This is a genomic window from Aeromicrobium endophyticum (genome assembly GCF_003586285.1).
Taxonomy (GTDB): domain Bacteria; phylum Actinomycetota; class Actinomycetes; order Propionibacteriales; family Nocardioidaceae; genus Aeromicrobium; species Aeromicrobium endophyticum.
Genome location: NZ_QUBR01000001.1, coordinates 344,402 through 364,897, shown reverse-complemented (window position 1 = coordinate 364,897; position 20,496 = coordinate 344,402). Strand labels below are relative to the sequence as shown.

The 20,496-nt window shown below is 69.8% G+C and carries 20 protein-coding genes; 15 read left to right on the top strand and 5 right to left on the bottom strand.

The window, feature by feature from the left end; genetic code table 11:
• Positions 1-3: 3 nt before the first annotated feature.
• Both DX116_RS01885 and DX116_RS01880 read right to left on the bottom strand, forming a co-directional pair.
• Positions 4-774, bottom strand: a complete 771-nt coding sequence (locus tag DX116_RS01885; protein ID WP_199715887.1) for a cutinase family protein — start codon at positions 772-774, stop codon at positions 4-6.
• Positions 771-1,904, bottom strand: coding sequence for an acyltransferase family protein (locus tag DX116_RS01880; RefSeq protein WP_158591867.1), 1,134 nt, complete (start codon positions 1,902-1,904; stop codon positions 771-773). Before DX116_RS01880 ends, DX116_RS01885 begins: the two co-directional genes overlap by 4 nt.
• An 82-nt stretch (positions 1,905-1,986) precedes the next feature.
• On the opposite strand from DX116_RS01880, the gene DX116_RS01875 reads away from it, so the two are divergent.
• Positions 1,987-2,439 (top strand): NUDIX hydrolase, encoded by a 453-nt coding sequence (locus tag DX116_RS01875; RefSeq protein WP_147393551.1) that lies wholly within the window; start codon positions 1,987-1,989, stop codon positions 2,437-2,439.
• On the opposite strand, the gene DX116_RS01870 is transcribed toward DX116_RS01875, so the two are convergent.
• A complete protein-coding gene (locus tag DX116_RS01870; RefSeq protein WP_147393550.1) occupies positions 2,418-3,551 on the bottom strand; it encodes a hypothetical protein in 1,134 nt (377 codons plus the stop codon). The genes DX116_RS01875 and DX116_RS01870 overlap by 22 nt on opposite strands.
• A 192-nt stretch (positions 3,552-3,743) precedes the next feature.
• On the opposite strand from DX116_RS01870, the gene DX116_RS01865 reads away from it, so the two are divergent.
• The 9 genes from DX116_RS01865 to DX116_RS01825 all read left to right on the top strand — a co-directional run bounded on the left by DX116_RS01865 (position 3,744) and on the right by DX116_RS01825 (position 14,965).
• Positions 3,744-4,481 (top strand): GntR family transcriptional regulator, encoded by a 738-nt coding sequence (locus DX116_RS01865; protein WP_158591866.1) that lies wholly within the window; start codon positions 3,744-3,746, stop codon positions 4,479-4,481.
• Between the two features lie 42 nt (positions 4,482-4,523).
• Positions 4,524-5,816, top strand: coding sequence for a hydroxyacid-oxoacid transhydrogenase (locus DX116_RS01860; protein WP_119702525.1), 1,293 nt, complete (start codon positions 4,524-4,526; stop codon positions 5,814-5,816).
• Positions 5,813-8,638, top strand: a complete 2,826-nt coding sequence (locus DX116_RS01855) for an FAD-binding and (Fe-S)-binding domain-containing protein (RefSeq protein ID WP_119702524.1) — start codon at positions 5,813-5,815, stop codon at positions 8,636-8,638. Before DX116_RS01860 ends, DX116_RS01855 begins: the two co-directional genes overlap by 4 nt.
• A 7-nt stretch (positions 8,639-8,645) precedes the next feature.
• On the top strand, positions 8,646-9,383 hold the full coding sequence (locus DX116_RS01850; protein WP_119702523.1) for a maleylpyruvate isomerase family mycothiol-dependent enzyme: 738 nt from the start codon (positions 8,646-8,648) through the stop codon (positions 9,381-9,383).
• A 177-nt stretch (positions 9,384-9,560) separates the two neighbouring features.
• Complete coding sequence (gene rpsL, locus DX116_RS01845; RefSeq protein ID WP_056606137.1) at positions 9,561-9,935, top strand: 30S ribosomal protein S12; 375 nt, start codon at positions 9,561-9,563, stop codon at positions 9,933-9,935.
• Positions 9,935-10,405: a 30S ribosomal protein S7 gene (rpsG, locus tag DX116_RS01840; protein ID WP_119702522.1), complete on the top strand. Its 471-nt coding sequence runs from the start codon at positions 9,935-9,937 to the stop codon at positions 10,403-10,405. The genes rpsL and rpsG overlap by 1 nt, the downstream gene beginning before the upstream one ends.
• Before the next feature lie 81 nt (positions 10,406-10,486).
• Entirely contained in the window at positions 10,487-12,598 is a 2,112-nt protein-coding gene (gene fusA, locus DX116_RS01835; RefSeq protein ID WP_119702521.1) for an elongation factor G, read from the top strand.
• A gap of 91 nt (positions 12,599-12,689) precedes the next feature.
• Complete coding sequence (tuf, locus tag DX116_RS01830) at positions 12,690-13,883, top strand: elongation factor Tu (RefSeq protein WP_119702520.1); 1,194 nt, start codon at positions 12,690-12,692, stop codon at positions 13,881-13,883.
• Positions 13,884-14,050: 167 nt separating this feature from the next.
• A complete protein-coding gene (locus DX116_RS01825) occupies positions 14,051-14,965 on the top strand; it encodes a cation diffusion facilitator family transporter (RefSeq protein ID WP_119702519.1) in 915 nt (304 codons plus the stop codon).
• 63 nt (positions 14,966-15,028) lie between these two features.
• On the opposite strand, the gene DX116_RS01820 is transcribed toward DX116_RS01825, so the two are convergent.
• Together DX116_RS01820 and DX116_RS01815 are read right to left on the bottom strand one after the other, a co-directional pair.
• On the bottom strand, positions 15,029-15,643 hold the full coding sequence (locus DX116_RS01820) for a hypothetical protein (protein ID WP_119702518.1): 615 nt from the start codon (positions 15,641-15,643) through the stop codon (positions 15,029-15,031).
• Between the two features lie 97 nt (positions 15,644-15,740).
• Positions 15,741-16,985 (bottom strand): YeeE/YedE family protein, encoded by a 1,245-nt coding sequence (locus tag DX116_RS01815; protein WP_119702517.1) that lies wholly within the window; start codon positions 16,983-16,985, stop codon positions 15,741-15,743.
• Between the two features lie 369 nt (positions 16,986-17,354).
• On the opposite strand from DX116_RS01815, the gene rpsJ reads away from it, so the two are divergent.
• Genes rpsJ through rplB form a run of 5 tightly spaced genes read left to right on the top strand, consistent with a single transcriptional unit; the run spans position 17,355 to position 20,482 of the window.
• Positions 17,355-17,663, top strand: coding sequence for a 30S ribosomal protein S10 (gene rpsJ / locus DX116_RS01810; RefSeq protein ID WP_012923688.1), 309 nt, complete (start codon positions 17,355-17,357; stop codon positions 17,661-17,663).
• Between the two features lie 16 nt (positions 17,664-17,679).
• Positions 17,680-18,336 carry a 50S ribosomal protein L3 gene (gene rplC / locus DX116_RS01805; RefSeq protein ID WP_119702516.1) on the top strand — a complete coding sequence of 219 codons (657 nt, stop codon included), beginning with the start codon at positions 17,680-17,682 and terminating at the stop codon, positions 18,334-18,336.
• Positions 18,337-18,340: 4 nt separating this feature from the next.
• The gene (rplD, locus tag DX116_RS20450; protein ID WP_119702515.1) at positions 18,341-19,336 is read left to right on the top strand and encodes a 50S ribosomal protein L4, sunset domain variant; all 996 of its coding nucleotides are present in this window, start codon (positions 18,341-18,343) and stop codon (positions 19,334-19,336) included.
• On the top strand, positions 19,336-19,641 hold the full coding sequence (rplW, locus tag DX116_RS01795; RefSeq protein ID WP_119702514.1) for a 50S ribosomal protein L23: 306 nt from the start codon (positions 19,336-19,338) through the stop codon (positions 19,639-19,641). Before rplD ends, rplW begins: the two co-directional genes overlap by 1 nt.
• Before the next feature lie 13 nt (positions 19,642-19,654).
• Positions 19,655-20,482 (top strand): 50S ribosomal protein L2, encoded by an 828-nt coding sequence (gene rplB, locus DX116_RS01790; RefSeq protein WP_056606170.1) that lies wholly within the window; start codon positions 19,655-19,657, stop codon positions 20,480-20,482.
• Positions 20,483-20,496 lie beyond the last annotated feature (14 nt).

The window sequence follows — 20,496 nt, the reverse complement described above, 5'->3', positions numbered from 1 at the left end:
GGCTCACACGCCGTTGGCGCGGAGCACCCGGTCGAGCCGGGCGGCGGTGATCTCGGCGGTCGCCGGTCGCTCGTAGAAGTGCTTGTGGGTCGGCGACTGGCCGGTGCCGGGTGCGCCCCGGTCGTTGCAGATCGCGTCGCCGGCGACGCAGAAGCTGATCGCCGTGCGGCGGAGGGCGGCCGGGATCGGCGGGCCCGCGCCGAGCCGGCCGTGGCCGCTCGTCGGCTCGGAGGCGTACGACCACCGGGTGATCTGGTCGTCGGGGTTGTTCGCGGGGTCGGCGATCATCGCGACGAGCGCGACGCGGGACGTCAGCGACGACGGCACGGCCATCGCGGCGGTGTGCACGACATGGGCGCCCTGGCTGAAGCCCACGAGCGCGAAGCGGCTCGACGGGCACCGCGCGGCCAGGGACGTCAGGCGGCCGAGGGCGAGCGTCCCGCCGGCCGCGGTGTTGCGCAGGAAGCCCGCAGCGGTCGGTGTGGGCGAGGAGTCGTAGAGCACGGGCTCCACGTGCACCGAGACGTGGGAACGCTGCTGCAGCCGCCGCGCCAGCTGCTCGACGGTGACCCGCACCTCTGTGCCGACGCCGAGGTTGAGGCCGGCCCGCTGCATCGAGCCGCGGGCCCCGATCACCACCAGGTCGGCGCACGTGCGGTCGGTCAGCACGGAGGCCGTCCGAGGGCGGTCAGGACCGTCCGGGTGCGCGGAGCACCCGCCGAGCCCGAGGAGCACGGCGACGGCGGCGGCTGCACGGGTCAGCCGCGGGGTCACGGCGCCTTGACCGGTGCCTGCGTCGCGCCCTCGGCAGGTGCCGCGGCTGTGGCAGCCTCGATCGATGAGACCGGGACGCGGACCGAGGGCGGCTCGGCCTCGCGGAACAACCACGTCAGGCGGGGCTCGAACAGGGGACGGAACAGCGTGGCCACCGGCCTGGTCATCAGGAGGTTGGCCACCACCACCGCCACCACGATGCATCCGACCACGGACGCCGCGCCGTACTGCTCGAGGCGCTGCCACAGGTCGAACTGGCGGTCGAGCAGGATGATGATGAAGCCGTGCAGCAGGTAGCAGTAGAACGTCCGTCCACCGAGCGTCGTCGTGATCGACCGCCCGCGCGGGATCAGCGACAGCGTCGCGAAGGTCAGCAGCGCTCCGACCAGCAGCAGGCTGCCCCGGGTGACGATGCCTCCCCAGGGCGACGCGTCGAGCGGGTCCTCGGAGTAGCGGTCCTTCCACAGCAGCCACTGCGTCGTCCAGGTGCCGGCGTAGACCTGGCAGACGACGAACGACGTGACGAGGACGACGACAGAGGCGATGCGGATGCGCAGATCGCCCAGCCGCATGAAGATCTCGCGGTTCATGTGCAGGCCGATGACCCAGAACGGCAGCAGCGCGAGCACCTTCGGCAGGGCCAGCACGTTGGGGATCTCGATGAGCCCGGCCAGCAGCGAGATGACGATCGAGGTGGTGACGGGGTACTTCAGGGCGCGCCAGATGGGCGTCGTGATGCGCCAGATGAACAGCGCGGCCAGGAACCAGCCGAGCCACTGGGGCGACAGGATCATGAGGTTCTTGGGCGAGCCGTCGTAGTGCCGGGTGATGAGCTGCAGGCTCAGCTCGACGAGCAGGTACGGGACGATGAGGGTGCTGACGATCCGGCGGATCTGGCGGAAGTCGCCGATGTAGTGCCGGGCCGTGTAGCCGGAGATGAGGATGAAGAACGGCATGTGGAACGAGTAGATCCACGTGTAGATGCCGCGGGCCGAGTCCATCACGACGAGCTCGGTGAGCGAGTGGCCGATGACGACCAGCAGCATGACCCAGTAGCGGGCGTTGTCGAGATACGCCACGCGCTCCTTGGGTGGGGAGGTGGCGACGGGAAGCGGGTCGAGGGCACTCATCGAGGACGACTCTAATAGCCTGGCCCGAATCCGACGCGCCCACGGTGCGTCCCCGACGACCCCCGGAGGGCGAGTGCCCGACATGATCCGCACCCAGCGGCTCGGTGCCTACGCCGTGGTCATCGTCGACGACCGCATCCTGCTGACGCGCATCTCCCCGGCGGGCTACCCGGCGGGCACGTGGACCCTCCCGGGCGGCGGTGTCGACCACGGCGAGTCGCCCCACGACGCCGTCGTCCGCGAGCTCCACGAGGAGACGGGCCTGCGAGCGCTGTCGTCACGGCTGGTGGACGTCCACGACGTGCACGTGGTCGCGCCGGGCCGGGGCGACCGCTTCGAGGACTATCACGGGGTGCACCTGCTCTACGCCGTCGAGGTCGACCCCGCGGTCACGCCTCACGTCGTCGAGCTCGACGGCACCACGGACGTCGCGTGCTGGGTCGCGATCGCCGACGTGGGCACGCAGGTCGGGCCGGTGCTACCGATGGTCGAGCACGCTCTCGCGCACGCGGATCACTTCTCGGCGGGCGTGTAGAACAGGGCCGTGTAGTTGCCGCGCGCCGACAGGATGTAGACGGCGCGGGCGACGGCGCCGCCCTTGCCGCGCGCCGAGTACATCGTGCTGACCGAGTTGAGGTCTTCGACGACGTCCTTGGTGATGGCGCCCTTGCGGCTGTTGGCGAGCGCGAACTGCTCGGCGATCTGGTCGGCGTCGACCGCGCGCTCGGCGGTCATGGCGACGAACTGGGGCTGGTAGCCGCTCAGCAGCAGCGTGACCGACGGCGGGGCGACCCAGCCGTTGACGAGCGGGGTGGTGAGGTCGGCGTCGAGGTCCATCTTGGGCCAGATCAGCCCCGAGCGGTCGGGCATCTTCTCGATGTCGGCGACGTCGCCGAGCTTGCCGGTGTCGCGGCCCAGCTGCCCGGCCCGCGGATCGCCGACGTACTCGACCGTGAGCTGCATGACCGGCCGGGTGAGGGCACCGGGCGGTGCCGTGCGGGTCGCCAGGTTGCCGGTGTCGACCGACAGCGACACCCGGATCTCACGCTTGCCCTCGGTCGCACCGCTGGCGACGACCTGGCAGCCGGTGATGCGACGCTCCTCGGAGGTGCAGTACGTCGAGAGGTCGTCGAGGACGAGGCCGGCGTCGGGGATCGCGGCGTCGATCTGCGCGAGCATGCGGCGCACGACGTCGGAGGGATCGCCGTCGATGCGCATGAGCGAGATCGAGGTGTCGGGGCGCGGGGCCTCGTCGCCGATCAGCTTGAACGTGTCGGGGCTCGGCCGGGTCGTCGGCGTGGGGGTGGGGGTCGGCGAGGGGGTGCCGTTGGCCTCGTCCTCGGCAACCTTCGCCGCGGCGTCGGCGGCGCGCTGCGCCTCGATGGCCTGCAGCTCGGGCTGGTAGGCGGCGATCAGGGCAGCGCTGCGGTAGCGGAACAGCGGGCCCAGCTGCGTGGCGCCGGCAGGCACGAAGAGTCCGTAGGCGATGGGGCTCTCGGGACCCGACTCGTGATCGGACAGGTTGGGAGCAGCCGTCGTGCTCGCCGTGGCCGCGGGGGTCGTGCCGTTGGTGCCGGAGGTGCCGTCGCACGCGGCGAGGGCGATGAGCGCCACAGCAGCCACCGCCACCCGGAAGGTCCGAGCCATCATGAGATCCCCTCGTCGTGGTCCGCGCGGGTGCCCCGCCGCCGGACGTGCCGTGCATGCGCGCGTCGGTCGGCCAGCGACGTCGTCCCGCGCGCCAGAGCAACACGATATCGTTTCGTGCCAAGGCCCATGCGGCAGACAGGTCGCCAGCACGTCCGCGACGCGACGGCGGGGGAGAGGGTCACGGTCAGCATGACGCGCACCACGACCACCGATCGCGTGTTCGACTCGCTCCGGGAGTCGATCGTCAGCGGCGAGTTCCCGCCCGGGTCGTTGCACTCGATCTACCGCCTGGCCGACCTGCTCGAGGTGTCGCGCACGCCGGTCCGCGAGGCCGTCCTGCGGCTCGCCGACATCGGGCTGGTCTCGGTCGAGCGCAACCGGGGCGTGCGCATCCGGGGCGTGACGGCCGCGGACGTCCGCGAGGTCTTCGAGCTGCGTCTGCTGCTCGAGGTGCCGGCTGCTGCCCACGCCGCGGCGAACGCCGACGCCTCGACGGTCGCCGCGATCGTCGGCGAGCTCGACCGCATGCGCGAGCACGCCGACGCCGACGACGAGGTCCAGTTCACCGAGCACGACCGCGCGCTCCACCAGGCCGTCGCCGGGGCCATGGGCAATCCGAGGCTGCAGGCCGAGATCGCGACGCTGCGCGACTCGATCCAGTCGCGGGGGGCGTCCACGATCCGCCGGTCGCGCGGCATGGTCGAGCTCGCCGGCGAGCACGCGCCCATCGTCGAGGCCATCGCGATGCGCGATCCCGCCGCCGCGGCCGCCCACATGGAGGCGCACCTCGTCCGCACGGCGACGCTGCTGATGGAGCAGGTGGCGGTCGACGGTGTCGAGGTCGTCGACCCGGCGTGGTCCGAGGCATTGCGCGGCCACCTCTACCTGCCAGCCCGGCCGACGACGAGCGAGCCCCCGACGCAGTAGCATGCTAGTCTCGGCGGAGTCCGCAACGTCCAAGGAGCGCACATGTCGGTCTTCCAGCCCCAGCACCCCGAATCGGTCTTCACCTACGGGGCTCCCGGCCTAAAGTTCGGGGTGGGAGCGCGGCACGAGCTCGGCCACGACCTCGCCCAGCTGGGCGCCCGCCGCGTGCTGGTCGTGACCGACCCCGGCGTGTTCGCGACCGGTGCACCCACCGAGATCGCCGAGTCGCTGGGCGCGGCCTCGATCGAGGCGGTCGTCTTCGACCGCTCGCGGGTCGAGCCCACCGACGCGAGCCTCGAGGAGGCGATCGCCTTCGCGCGGTCCGAGGGGCCGTTCGACGCGATCGTCGCCGTCGGTGGTGGCAGCAGCATCGACACGGCCAAGGCCGTCAACCTGCTCACGACCAACGAGGGCGAGCTGATGGACTACGTCAACGCACCGGTCGGACGCGCCCGAGCCCCCCAGAACGCCCTGCTGCCGCTGGTCGCCGTCCCCACCACGACCGGCACGGGCAGCGAGAGCACCACGATCTGCGTGCTCGACGTCGTCAGCCAGCACGTCAAGACCGGCATCTCGCACGCTCGTCTCCGGCCGACCCTCGCCGTCGTCGATCCCGAGCTGACGCTCACGCAGCCCGCCGGCGTCACGGCCGCGTCCGGGCTCGACATCCTGTGCCACGCGCTCGAGAGCTACACCGCACGACCGTTCACGTCCTACGAGCGCAAGCAGGCCGACCAGCGGGTGCCCTACTGCGGCTCCAACCCGATCGCCGACATGTGGTCAGAGAAGGCGCTCAGCCTGATGGCCGGCTCGTTCCGCACGGCCGTCCGCGACGGCGACGACCTGGCGGCCCGCACCGAGGTGGCCATGGCCGCGACGTTCGCCGGCCTCGGCTTCGGCAACGCCGGCGTGCACGTCCCGCACGCCAACGCCTATCCGATCGCCGGCCAGGTGCGCGACTTCCGTCCCGAGGGCTACGGGGCCGACCACGCGATGGTGCCGCACGGTATGGCGGTCTCGCTGACGGCCCCCGCCGCCTTCCGGTTCACGTTCGAGGCCTCGCCCGAGCGCCACCTGCGTGCGGCCGAGCTGCTGGCTCCCGGCGCGGCACGTCCGGACGACCCGGCCGAGTTCCTGCCGCAGGTGCTGACACAGATCATGCGCGACGTCGGCATCCCGGCGGGCATCGGAGCCGTCGGCTTCGACGAGAGCGACATCGACTCGCTGGTCGAGGGCACCATGAAGCAGCAGCGGCTGCTCGCCACCGCGCCGCTCGAGGTCCGCGAGGACGACGTCGCGACGATCCTCGGCCAGTCGATCGAGCTCTGGACGTGACGATCCTCGAGACCACCACCGATGTGGTCGGCGAGCTGCGTCGCCTCGGTGTGACCGACGTCGACGACTCCAGCCTCACACGTGCCCTCTACAGCACCGACGCCTCGCTCTACCGGGTCGTCCCGCAGGTCGTGGTGCGACCGCGCAGCACCGAGGAGGTGCTGGCGACCGTCGAGGCGTGCCGCGTCACCGGCACCCCGCTGACCTCCCGCGGCGCTGGCACGTCGATCGCCGGCAACGCCGTCGGCACCGGCGTCGTCATGGACCTCACACGGCACCTGCACCGCGTGCACGAGATCGACGTCGAGGCCCGCATCGCCCGGGTCGACCCGGGCGTCGTGCACGCCGTGCTGCAGAAGGCCGCGACGCCGCTCGGGCTGCGGTTCGGACCCGACCCGTCGACGCACACGCGCTGCACCGTCGGCGGGATGATCGGCAACAACGCCTGCGGCTCGCGAGCCCTCGCCTACGGCCGGACCGCCGACAACGTGGTCGGTCTCGACCTCGTGACGATGGCGGGCGAGCAGCTGACGGTGGGACGCGGCGCAACGCCCACCTCGGCGACGCTCGACGACCTGCGCGAGCTGGTCGGCGCCAACCTGGCGACGATCCGCACCGAGTTCGGCCGGTTCGGTCGCCAGGTGTCGGGCTACAGCCTCGAGCACCTGCTGCCCGAGAACGGCTTCGACGTCGCGACGTTCATGGCGGGCACCGAGGGCACGCTCGCGACGATGACCTCGGCCACGGTGCGGCTCGTCGAGGACCCGCCCGTGCGGCAGATCCTCGTGCTCGGCTACGCCTCGATGGCCGAGGCCGCCGACGATGTCCCCGCGCTCCTGCCGTTCGGCCCCACGGCCTGCGAGGGGCTCGACTCGCGCATCGTCGACGTCTACCGGTCGCACCGTGGGTCGGTCCCCGACCTCCCGCGCGGCCAGGGCTGGCTGTTCGTCGAGATCTCGGGCGAGCAGGTGGGCGAGGTCGCCGGCACCGTGGCACGCGCCTCGCGCGCGGCGTCCGCGGTCGACCACCGGGTCGTGACCGACGGCGGCGAGCAGGCCGTGCTGTGGCGCATCCGCGAGGAGGGCGCCGGACTGGCGACCCGCACGCTGCCGGGCAAGGCGCTCTCGGGGTGGGAGGACGCCGCGGTGCCTCCCGAGAAGCTCGGCACCTACCTGCGCGAGCTCGACGCCCTGCTCAAGGACCGTGGCCTCGACGGCGTCCCGTACGGGCACTTCGGCGACGGCTGCGTGCACATCCGCATCGACTTCCCGCTCGACGCCGAGGGCGGGCACGACGTGTTCCGCCGGTTCCTCGTCGACGCAGCGACCCAGGTGGCGTCCCTCGGCGGCTCGCTGTCGGGCGAGCACGGCGACGGACGGGCGCGCTCCGAGCTGCTGCCCCTGATGTACTCGGGCGAGGCCATCTCGCTGTTCGAGCAGGTCAAGGCGATCCTCGACCCCGACGACCTGCTCAACCCCGGCGTCCTCGTGCGTCCGGCCGCGGTCGACGCCGACCTGCGCGGGCCCGAGTCGATCCACTCTCCGGGGCGCGAGCAGCTGTCGCGGCGCCTGGGACTGCGCCTGCTCCACGACGAGGGCGACCTCGGCAAGGCCGTGCACCGCTGCACCGGCGTCGGCAAGTGCATCGCCGACAACTCCGGCTCGAACGGCGTCATGTGCCCGTCGTTCCAGGCCACGCGCGACGAGAAGGACAGCACGCGCGGACGCGCGCGGGTGCTGCAGGAGATGATCGACGGGCGGCTCGTGACAGGCGGCTTCCGCGCGCCCGAGGTGCACGAGGCCCTCGACCTGTGCCTGTCGTGCAAGGGATGCCTGAGCGACTGCCCCACGGGCATCGACATGGCCAGCTACAAGTCCGAGGTGCTGCACCAGTCGTACAAGGGGCGCCGGCGGCCGCGCAGCCACTACGTGCTCGGCCGGTTGCCGTTCTGGGCCCGCGTGACCTCGCCGATCGCCCGGCTCGCCAACCTGGGGCTCCGCACCCCGGGCGTCCGCTCGATCGCGCGGTGGGTGGCCGGCGTCGACCAGCGGCGCAGCCTGCCGATGTTTGCGACCAGGCGGTTCACGCGCCTGGCCCGTCCCGCCCTCGCGCCGGGACGCGCCAAGGTCGTCGTGTGGGCCGACTCCTTCACGGAGTTCTTCTCCACCGCCGGGGGAGAGGCGGCGCTGCGCGTGCTCGACGGCGCCGGCTACGACGTCGAGGTGCTGAGCCGCCCGCAGTGCTGCGGGCTGACGTGGATCACGACGGGCCAGCTCGACACCGCCCGCGAGATGATCGGCCGGGCCGTCGAGCAGCTGCACCCCTACGTCGCGGCCGGCATCCCGGTCGTCGGTCTCGAGCCGTCGTGCCTGTCGGTGCTGCGGTCCGACGCCGTCGAGCTGGTCGACGACCCCCGCGCGGTCGACGTCGCGGCCGGGGTCTTCACGCTGTCCGAGCTGCTGACACGCACCGAGGGCTGGACGCCGCCCGACCTCACGGGCACGACCCTGGTCGTCCAGCCGCACTGCCACCAGGCCTCGGTGCTGGGCTTCGAGGCCGACATGGCGATCATGACCGCCACCGGCGCGACGATCGACCGCGTGTCCGGCTGCTGCGGGCTCGCCGGCAACTTCGGGGTCGAGATCGGGCACTACGAGGTGTCGGTCGCGGTCGCGGAGCAGCAGCTGCTGCCGGCGGTCCGCCGGGCCCCCGAGGGCGCGATCGTCGTGGCCGACGGCTTCTCGTGCCGCACCCAGCTCGACGACCTGGTCTCGGTCGACGCCCAGCACCTCGCTCAGCTGCTCGATCCGCGTCCGAGATGATGAGCGCATGAGCGGCCTCCACCTCGACCACCTCGCCCTGCTCCAGGAGACGACGACCCGTTTCGCGGCCCTCGTGCGTGAGTCGTCCGGCGACGAGGCGGTCCCGGCCTGCCATCCGTGGCGGGTGCGCGACCTCGTCGAGCACGTCGGCACGGTGCACCGGTGGGCCGCGTCGATCGTCCTCAGCGGGCAGCGCGTCGCCGACCCCCGGCCGCTCGTGACCGGTGACCCGGCCGACTGGTACGCGGGCACCGCGGCGGCGCTGCTTGCCGCGCTGCGTGCGGTCGACCCCGGCGAGCAGGTGCCCAACTTCTCGCGCCTCGACGAGACGGCGGCGTTCTGGCCCCGCCGGCAGCTGCACGAGGTGACGGTCCACGTGGTCGACCTGCTGCAGGCCATGGGTCGCGACGAGTCGCAGTGGGACGTCCCCGCCGAGCTCGCCGCCGACGGCGTGGGCGAGGTGCTGCGCATCTTCTTCCCGCGGATGAGCGCCGGCGGCTCGGCGCCGGACGTCCGGTCCCGCATCCGCCTCGTGGCCGACGACCTCGACCTCTCCTGGGTCGTCGCGCCGACCGACGACGCCGGACCTCCCGTGCAGCTTCCGGCGACGGCCGAGGCCGACGCGGTGGTCACGGGCTCGGCCGCCGACCTGTACCTCGCACTGTGGCACCGGGTGCCCCGCGAGCGACTGCGGTTCGAGGGCGACGACGGCGTCGCGCTGTTCGACGGGCCCACCACGCCGTGAACGCGGCGTGAACGTCCGAGGCGATCGACGGGTGAATTTGTTTCCGGGTGGGGGAGACCGGTAGTATTTTCCTCTGTGCCTGAACTCATCAGGCCGATGCACGCATCCTGCCGGAATCCACGGTGGCGAGTGCATCACGACTCATGGCTCGCGCCAGCCAGAAGAAGGAAGTTTGTAGTGCCCACGATCAACCAGCTGGTCCGCAAGGGCCGCCAGCGCAAGGTCGTCAAGACGACGACCCCCGCGCTCAAGGGTTCGCCTCAGCGACGCGGTGTCTGCACCCGCGTCTACACCACGACCCCGAAGAAGCCGAACTCGGCGCTTCGCAAGGTCGCCCGCGTGAAGCTGTCCAGCGGCACCGAGGTCACTGCATACATCCCCGGCGAGGGCCACAACCTGCAGGAGCACTCGATCGTGCTCGTGCGCGGTGGCCGTGTGAAGGACCTTCCCGGCGTTCGCTACAAGATCATCCGTGGCGCCCTCGACACGCAGGCCGTCAAGGGACGCAAGCAGGCTCGCAGCCTGTACGGCGCCAAGAAGGAGAAGAAGTAATGCCTCGTAAGGGTCCCGCGCCCAAGCGCGTCGTCGAGACCGATCCGGTCTACGGCAGCCAGCTGGTCACCTCGCTGATCAACAAGGTCCTGGTCGACGGCAAGAAGCAGGTCGCCCAGCGCATCGTCTACACCGCCCTCGAGGGCACCCGTGAGAAGTCGGGCACCGACCCGGTCATCACGCTCAAGCGCGCGCTCGACAACGTCAAGCCCGCCATCGAGGTCAAGAGCCGCCGCGTCGGCGGCGCGACGTACCAGGTCCCGATCGAGGTCCGCGCGGTCCGCCAGAACACCCTGGCCCTCCGCTGGCTCGTCAGCTACGCCGGCTCGCGCCGCGAGAAGACGATGGCCGAGCGCCTCATGAACGAGCTCCTCGACGCCAGCAACGGCCTCGGCGGCGCGGTCAAGAAGCGCGAGGACACGCACAAGATGGCCGAGGCCAACAAGGCGTTCGCGCACTACCGCTGGTAAGTCAGCACCACCTCCACCTCCCGCCCCACCCGCCGGTCACCGGCGGTCGCGGCACCCGCATCAAAGGAAGCGATCTCACTCGTGGCAACCGACATCACCACCGACCTCAACAGGGTCCGCAACATCGGCATCATGGCGCACATCGATGCCGGCAAGACCACGACGACCGAGCGCATCCTGTTCTACACCGGCATCAACTACAAGATCGGTGAAGTCCACGACGGCGGCGCCACGATGGACTGGATGGAGCAGGAGCAGGAGCGCGGCATCACGATCACGTCGGCCGCGACGACCTGCTGGTGGAAAGACAACCAGATCAACATCATCGACACCCCCGGGCACGTCGACTTCACCGTCGAGGTCGAGCGCAACCTGCGCGTCCTCGACGGTGCGGTCGCCGTGTTCGACGGCGTGGCCGGTGTCGAGCCGCAGTCCGAGACCGTGTGGCGCCAGGCCGACAAGTACGGCGTCCCGCGCATGTGCTTCGTCAACAAGCTCGACCGCACCGGTGCCAGCTTCGAGTACTGCGTCAAGACCATCCGTGAGCGCCTCGGCGCCACGGCCCTCGTCCTGCAGGTGCCGATCGGCGCCGAGGGCGACTTCATCGGTGTCGTCGACCTGATCGGCAACCGCGCGCTGGTCTGGCGCGGCGAGACCGCGATCGGCGAGGACTACACCGTCGAGGAGATCCCCGCCGATCTCGTCGACACCGCCGCCGAGGCGCGCACCGAGATGATCGAGACCCTGGCCGACCAGGACGACGAGTTCGCCGAGGCCTACCTCGACGGCGCGGAGATCACCCCCGAGCTGCTCAAGCCCGCCATCCGTCGCGCGACGCTGGCCGCCAAGCTCAACCCGATCCTGTGCGGCACCGCGTTCAAGAACAAGGGCGTGCAGCCCCTGCTCGACGCGGTCATCGACTTCCTCCCGTCGCCGATCGACGTCGGCGCCATCACGGGCCTCGACCCGCGTGACGAGACCAAGACCGACACGCGTGAGCCCAAGGAGAGCGAGCCGTTCGCGGCCCTGGCGTTCAAGATCGCGTCCGACCCGCACCTGGGCAAGCTGACCTACCTGCGCGTCTACTCCGGTCGCCTGGAGGCCGGCTCCACGGTCATCAATGTGACCAAGGGCCGCAAGGAGCGCATCGGCAAGATCTACCAGATGCACGCCAACAAGCGCGCCGAGATCGCCTCGGTCGGTGCCGGCCAGATCGTCGCCGTCATGGGCCTGAAGGACACCACGACCGGCGAGACGCTCGCCGATCCGCATAACCAGATCGTGCTGGAGTCGATGACGTTCCCGGCTCCGGTCATCCAGGTGGCCATCGAGCCCAAGACCAAGAGCGACCAGGAGAAGCTGGGCACCGCGATCCAGCGCCTCGCCGAGGAGGACCCGACGTTCCAGGTCCACACCGACGAGGAGACCGGCCAGACGATCATCGCCGGCATGGGCGAGCTGCACCTCGACATCCTCGTCGACCGCATGAAGCGCGAGTTCAACGTCGAGGCCAACGTCGGCAAGCCCCAGGTCGCGTACCGCGAGACCATCAAGCGCAAGGTCGAGAACGTCAGCTACACCCACAAGAAGCAGACGGGTGGCTCGGGCCAGTTCGCCAAGGTCATCATCTCGATCGAGCCCACGGGTCCCCTCGCCGGTGGCGAGGGCGGCTACGAGTTCGACAACGCCGTCTCCGGTGGCCGTGTGCCCCGTGAGTACATCCCCTCGGTCGACCAGGGTGCGCAGGACGCCATGCAGTTCGGTGTCCTCGCCGGCTACCAGATGGTCGACGTCAAGGTCACCCTGGAGGACGGCGCGTACCACGACGTCGACTCCTCGGAGCTCGCCTTCAAGCTCGCCGGTTCCATGGCGTTCAAGGAGGCGGCACGCAAGGCCGATCCGGTGATCCTCGAGCCCGTGTTCGCGGTCGAGGTCACCACGCCCGAGGACTACATGGGCGACGTGATCGGCGACCTCAACTCTCGCCGTGGCCAGGTTCAGGCCATGGAGGAAGGGATGGGCGGCGTCAAGATCGTCAAGGCGATCGTCCCCCTCTCCGAGATGTTCGGGTATGTGGGCGACCTGAGGTCCAAGACCTCGGGCCGTGCGTCATACTCGATGCAGTTCGACTCCTACGCGGAGGTTCCCAAGAACGTCGCGGAAGAGATCATCAAAAAGGCCCGCGGCGAGTAACAGCGGACCATCTCATAAGATGGCCTGAGGTACTCGTGCCGCGAGTATCCGACGGCGTTCAACAGCAACCAATTCGAAGAAGGAGCCCCACGTGGCTAAGGCGAAGTTCGAGCGGACCAAGCCGCACATGAACATCGGCACCATCGGTCACATCGACCACGGTAAGACGACTCTTACCGCGGCGATCACCAAGGTGCTGCACGACAAGTACCCCGACCTGAACGAGGCCTCGGCCTTCGATCAGATCGACAAGGCGCCTGAAGAGAAGCAGCGCGGCATCACGATCTCCATCTCGCACGTTGAGTACCAGACCGAGAACCGCCACTACGCGCACGTCGACTGCCCGGGTCACGCGGACTACGTCAAGAACATGATCACGGGCGCGGCCCAGATGGACGGCGCGATCCTCGTGGTCGCCGCCACCGACGGTCCCATGCCCCAGACGCGCGAGCACGTCCTGCTGGCCAAGCAGGTCGGCGTGCCCGCGATGGTCGTCGCGCTCAACAAGTGCGACATGGTCGACGACGAGGAGATCCTGGAGCTCGTCGAGCTCGAGGTCCGCGAGCTGCTCAGCGAGCAGGACTTCGACGGCGACAACGTTCCCGTCGTCAAGGTCGCGGCCGTCCCGGCCCTGGCCGGCGACGCCAAGTGGGGCGAGTCGGTCCTCGAGCTCATGCAGGCCGTCGACGACTACATCCCGATGCCCCCGCGCGAGACGGACAAGCCGTTCCTCATGCCCGTCGAGGACGTCTTCACGATCACCGGTCGTGGAACCGTCATCACCGGTCGTATCGAGCGCGGCATCGTCAAGGTGACCGACACCGTCGACATCATCGGCATCCGCGAGACCAAGCAGACCACCACGGTCACCGGTATCGAGATGTTCCGCAAGCTGCTCGACGAGGGCCAGGCCGGCGAGAACGTCGGACTGCTCCTGCGCGGTACTAAGCGCGAGGACGTCGAGCGCGGCATGGTCATCATCGCGCCCGGTTCCACGACTCCCCACACGGAGTTCGAGGGCCAGGTCTACATCCTGTCGAAGGAGGAGGGCGGCCGTCACACGCCGTTCTTCAACAACTACCGTCCGCAGTTCTACTTCCGCACGACGGACGTCACCGGCGTCGTCACGCTGCCCGAGGGCACCGAGATGGTCATGCCCGGCGACAACACCGAGATGAGCGTCGAGCTCATCCAGCCCATCGCCATGGAGGACGGACTCCGGTTCGCCATCCGCGAGGGTGGTCGTACGGTCGGCGCAGGACGCGTCACGAAGATCAACAAGTGAGCTAGCACCACTCAGCTCTCTGGCAAGGGCCCCGTTCCAGCTTCGGCTGGGGCGGGGCCCTTCGCCGTCCCGGCTCCTCGGTGCCGCGCCGGGAGTGGTTGTCAGTGGCGTCCTCCTGCTGGACACGTGCGTCGCTCTTGACGTCACGACCGCATAGCCTTGTTGCCATGGGACACGATCACGCGCACGGCAGCGGAGTGCAGCACCGCGGCCGACTGGCCATGGTGCTGGGGCTCACCGCGATCGTGCTGCTGGTCGAGGCCGTCGTCGCGGCGTTCACCGGCAGCCTCGCGCTGCTGGCCGACGCCGGACACATGCTGGGTGACTCGTTCGGCATCGTCATGGCCCTCGCGGCCATCACGGTGGCGCAGCGCGGGGGAGCGGAAGGATCGCGACGCACCTTCGGGTACCAGCGCACCGAGATCCTGGCTGCCGGGCTCAACGGCCTGATCCTGCTGGGGCTGTCGGCCTGGGTGGCCGTCAGCGCGATCCGCCGCTTCGGCGATGCGCCCGAGCTCGACGGCGGGCTCATCCTGGTCGCCGGTGCCATCGGCCTCGTGGTCAACCTGATCGGGCTCGTGCTGTTGCGCGGCGGGTCGTCGGAGAACCTCAACGTGCGTGGCGCCTACCTCGAGGTGCTGGGCGACGCGCTCGGCTCGGTCGCGGTGATGGTCTCCGCCACCATCATCCTGCTCACCGACTGGTACGCGGCCGACGCGATCGCCTCGCTGGTGATCGCGGCGATGATCGTGCCCCGCGCGCTGTCGCTGTTGCGCGAGGTCGTCGAGGTGCTGCTCGAGTCGACGCCGGGTGACGTCGACCTCGCCGACCTGCGAGCGCACATCATCGGCACCGACGGTGTGCGTGACGTCCACGACCTCCACGTCTGGACGATCACGTCGGGCATGCCGGTCATGAGCGCCCACGTCGTCGTCGACGACGACGTGATCGGCATGGCCGAGGCGCACGCGGTGCTCGACCGGCTCCGCGGGTGCCTGGCCGACCACTTCGACGTCGAGCACTCGACCTTCCAGATCGAGCCCGCGGGTCATCGCGAGTCCGAGCACCACGTGCACCACTGAGCGTCACGCAGCAGGGCCCGGTCTCCTCGCGGGAGACCGGGCCCTGCTGCGTACGGGTGGACGTCAGGACGTCGGCAGCTCGATCTTCCAGATCTTCTCGGGGATCGGGTCGCCCCCGCCGATGACGCTGGCGGCGAGACGCTTGTACTGGAGCTGGTAGGCGTCGGCCCGGGTGTTGACCTGGAACGCGACCCAGCCCTTGGTCTGCTCGCCGGCACTCGCCGTCTCCCACGGGGTGAAGCCCGCGGCGGTCATGTCGTCGTCGATGATGCCCGTGGTGGAGCCGGCCAGCTCGCCATCGGTCTGGTACAGCGTGAAGCCGCCCTGGACGCCGCCGCTGAACTTGTCGCCGGCCTTGGTGTCGAGCTCGAGCAGCACCCACTCACCGCCGCCCTCGGGGATGTTGGTGCGCGACGGCGCCTGGAAGTCGCGCACCATGCCGGTGATCTTGATGGTGTCGCCCAGCACGTCGTCCTGGATCGTCTGGTCGACGGCGAGCTTGGTCTGCTCGGCGGCGGGAGCGTCGGTGGTCTCGGGTGCGGCCGGCGTGGTGGCCGACGTCTCGGGATCGGCGGCGGGGGCGTCACCGTCGCTGCTGTCGGATCCTCCGCAGGCGGACAGGACGAGCATGGCGGCTGCGGTGGCCGTGGCTAGGGAGAGTCGGACGGTCTGGCGCATGTCGGGCTACCTCGTTCGTTGGTCGCACCGGGGTCCTTTACCCCCGTGCAGGACCCTGACAGCCTCTCAGGTCGGCCAGGCGGCCGCGAATCGGCCCTCAGCAGATGCTGTCGTCCGAGCGGGGCACCGACAGGCCGAACAGGGGGCGGAGCTTGAGGCCGACCCAGGTGCCGGCCAGGGCGACGACCCCCCAGATCCAGCCCGAGAGGCTGCCGGTCGAGATGCCGCCGAGGTACGCACCGATGTTGCAGCCCGAGGCGAGACGGGCGCCGACGCCCAGCAGGATGCCGCCGATGAACGCCGCGGCGACCTCCTTGCCGGTGAACCGGTGCCGGAAGGTCCAGACGCCGGCCAGCGTCGCCGCCACGGCCGCCCCCAGGATGATGCCGATGTTGGTCAACGAGTTCTTGTCGGCCAGCACGGAGCCCGCCAGCTGCTCGGCCTGGCCGGGCTGCTGCCAGAAGGCCCAGGTCTCGGGATGCATCCCGGCCACCTGCAGCAGCTTCGCGCCCCACAGGCCGAAGGCGCTCGTGACGCCCCAGGTGCCGCCCGAGACGAGCAGCACCCCGGCCGCGAGCACGGCCAGCACCACGGCCCCGGCGAGCATGGGCCACGATCCGCGCCAGAGGCGTGCGACACCGGCAGCGGAGGGCGGACGCCCGGCGGGCGGGGGATTGCGTCGTGCCTGGTACGCGCGGCTGCCTGCGACGATCGCCAGCAGCGCGGCGATCGTGACGACCCAGGCGCCGCCGTAGCCGACGTGGTCCTGCAGCAGCACGGGCTCGAACGTCGGCAGGTCGTCGACGAGGTCGAACTGCCACGTGTAGAGCACGGAGCCGACGATGAAGCCCAGCAGCGTCACCAGCACGCTCGACTGGCCCGATCCGACCGCGAAGAGCGTCCCGGACGCGCACGCGCCACCCAGCTGCATGCCGAGCCCGAACAGGAACGAGCCCAGCAGCAGGGCGACGCCGATCTGCCCGCCCGACGGCTGGGGAGTCGAGCCGAACAGGCCCGTGCCCGACGCCAGCAGCACCATGCAGAGGGTCGCCGCGGTGCCCAGCAGGAGGGCATGGGCCCGGACGCCCGCGCCGTTGCCGACCGCGACCAGCTGGCGCCAGCCGGACGTGAAGCCGAACCGGGCGTGGAACAGGGCGATGCCGAGCCCGAGGCCCAGGGCGAGCAGGACCGCGAACTTCGCGCCGTGCTGCGAGCCGACGACCACCAGCAGGGCCGCCGCGACGGCCGCGACACCGACGAGCGGACCGCGCTGGACGGGTGGGGCCTCTTCCGGCGGGGGAGGCAGGGCGCAGGTGGGTGCGGGTCCGAGAAGAGCGGTCATCGATCCACCGTAGGCAGCGCAGCGCCGACCTCGTGACGCATACCGAGACGTGAGACGGGGTCGATTTGTCTTTCACCGCACGGGTCTGTCAGAATAGTTCGGTTGCTCCGGCTCGATCGCTGGGGTGTCGTCTGTCCGGCCTCTCACGCCGATCACGACGCGGCACCGAAACTGAGATCGAGCTTGTCCCGGCCCTCGCAGGAAGCTGTCGAGTGCGGGTCCAACCACCTAACTCGACACGTGTGTGACGCATGCTCTTCAAACGGCCGCGACACGCCCGACCTCGGGGGTCGGCGGTGGGGAGGAGCCCTTCTCCCTCGATCCGGGGCGAGACTGCGAAGCGAACGAACGAAAAGGACAAGCGAGAGCATGGCGGGACAAAAAATCCGTATCCGGCTCAAGGCCTACGATCACGAGGTCATTGACTCGTCGGCGCGCAAGATCGTCGACACGGTGACGCGCACGGGTGCCAAGGTCGCAGGACCGGTGCCGTTGCCCACCGAGAAGAACGTGTTCTGCGTGATCCGTTCGCCGCACAAGTACAAGGACAGCCGCGAGCACTTCGAGATGCGCACGCACAAGCGTCTCATCGACATCATTGACCCGACGCCCAAGACAGTCGACTCGCTCATGCGTCTCGACCTGCCGGCCGGCGTCGACATCGAGATCAAGCTCTGAGGGGAGCCAGCGACCTATGAGCGACACCAGCACAGCCACCACGCGCGGCCTCCTCGGCCGCAAGCTCGGCATGACCCAGGTCTGGGATGCCGACAACAAGATCATTCCCGTCACGGTCATCGCTGCCGACACCAACGTCGTCACGCAGATCCGTACGCGCGAGACCGACGGCTACTCCGCCGTCCAGCTCGGCTTCGGCGAGATCGACGGCCGCAAGGTCAACAAGCCGGTCAGCGGCCACTTCGCGAAGGCCGGCGTCACGCCGCGTCGTCACGTCGTCGAGATCCGCACCGAGGCCATCGGCGACTTCACCCTGGGACAGGAGATCTCCCCGGAGATCTTCGCCACGGGCGACGTCGTCGACGTCACCGCCACCAGCAAGGGCAAGGGCTTCGCCGGCGTCATGAAGCGTCACGGCTTCCACGGCGTGGGCGCCTCGCACGGTGCGCACCGCAACCACCGCAAGCCCGGCTCGATCGGTGGCTGCGCCACCCCGGGTCGCGTCTTCAAGGGTCTGCGCATGGCCGGTCACATGGGTGCCGAGCAGGTCACCACCCAGAACCTCAAGGTCCACGCGGTCGACACCGACAAGGGCGTCATCCTGATCAAGGGCGCGGTTCCCGGCCCCAAGGGTGCTCTCGTCGTCATCCGCTCTGCAGTGAAGGGAGCCTGACACCATGGTCAAGACCATCGATGCTCAGCTGCCCGTCGACATCTTCGACGTCCAGACCAACATCCCGCTGATCCACCAGGTCGTCGTCGCGCAGCTCGCGGCGGCTCGCCAGGGCACGCACAGCACCAAGTCGCGTGGCGAGGTGTCCGGTGGTGGCAAGAAGCCGTACCGCCAGAAGGGCACCGGTCGCGCCCGTCAGGGCTCGATCCGCGCACCCCAGTACAACGGTGGTGGCATCGTGCACGGCCCGACGCCGCGCTCGTACGACCAGCGCACGCCCAAGAAGATGAAGGCCGCCGCCCTGCGCGGTGCCCTCTCCGACCGGGCTCGCACGGGTCGTCTGCACGTCGTCGACAGCATCGTGGGCGGCGACAAGCCGTCGACGAAGCTGGCGATCGCCACGCTGCTCGAGCTGACGCCGCGCCCCCGCGTGCTGATCGTCGTCGATCGTGACGACACCATCACCGCGCTGAGCCTGCGCAACCACGACAGCGCCGCGATCCTGACGTTCGACCAGCTCAACACGTACGACGTGCTGAAGGCCGACGACATCGTCTTCACGCAGAACGCCTTCGACGCGTTCGTGGCGGCCCGGTCGGCCGAGGGCAGCGAGACCGTCGCCCTCAGCGCGCTGGCCACCGAGGTGTCCGCGAACGACAAGGCTCCGGCTGCCAAGAAGGCCCCGGCCAAGAAGGCTCCGGCCAAGAAGGCCGCTGCTGCCGAGGTCGTCGAGACGCCGGCCGCCGAGACCGACGAGGCTCCGGCTGCCAAGGCCGACAAGCCTGCCGGCGCCACGGCGACCCAGCCCTACGGCCCCGGCTCGAAGGCTCCCCTCAAGAGCGGCAACGCTCCCAAGGGCCACGAGGTCAAGGGCAACGAGGACTCGATGAAGTACCACGAGCCCGACACCCAGTGGTACGACTCGACGGTCGCCGAGGTCTGGTTCGACTCCGCCGAGACGGCTGAGGCCGCCGGCTTCACGAAGGCAGGAGACGCCTGATGAGCACGATCTACAAGGACCACCGCGACATCCTGATCGCGCCGGTCGTCAGCGAGAAGAGCTACGGCCTGCTCGACGACAACAAGTACACGTTCGTGGTGCACCCAGACGCCAACAAGACGGAGATCAAGATCGCCGTCGAGAAGATCTTCGGCGTCAAGGTCACCGCGGTCAACACGCTCAACCGCAAGGGCAAGACCCGCCGCACCAAGTCGGGTCTTGGCAAGCGCAAGGACACGAAGCGAGCAATCGTCAGTGTCGCTGCCGGTCAGAGCATCGACATCTTCTCGACGCCGAGCGCCTGAGGACTGAGGACACATGGCTATTCGCAAGTACAAGCCGACCACGCCGGGCCGCCGAGGCTCCAGCGTCGCCGACTTCGCCGAGATCACCCGCACCACGCCGGAGAAGTCCCTGGTGGAGCCGCTGCCCAAGAAGGGTGGCCGCAACAACCAGGGCCGGATCACGACGCGGCACCAGGGTGGCGGACACAAGCGCGCCTACCGCATCATCGACTTCCGTCGCTACGACAAGGACGGCGTCCCCGCGAAGGTCGCTCACATCGAGTACGACCCCAACCGCACGGCGCGCATCGCGCTCCTGCACTACGCGGACGGCGAGAAGCGCTACATCATCGCGCCCGAGGGTCTGAAGCAGGGCATGACCGTCGAGGCCGGCGTCGGCTCCGACATCAAGGTCGGCAACAACCTGCCGCTGCGCAACATCCCCGTCGGCACGCTGCTGCACAACATCGAGCTGCGTCCCGGTGGCGGTGCCAAGATGGGCCGTTCGGCCGGTGTGCGCGTCCAGCTCGTCGCCAAGGAAGGCGCCAAGGCTCAGCTGCGTCTGCCGTCCGGCGAGATGCGCTACGTCGACGTCCGCTGCCGCGCCACGATCGGCGAGGTCGGCAACGCCGAGCAGTCCAACATCAACTGGGGCAAGGCAGGCCGCAACCGCTGGAAGGGCAAGCGCCCGACCGTCCGTGGTGTCGCCATGAACCCGGTCGACCACCCGCACGGTGGTGGTGAGGGCAAGACGTCCGGTGGACGTCACCCCGTCTCGCCGTGGGGCAAGCCGGAGGGCCGTACGCGCAAGCGCAAGGCCAGCGACTCCCAGATCGTCCGCCGCCGCAAGTCCGGCCGCTAAAGAGGATTGGTTCA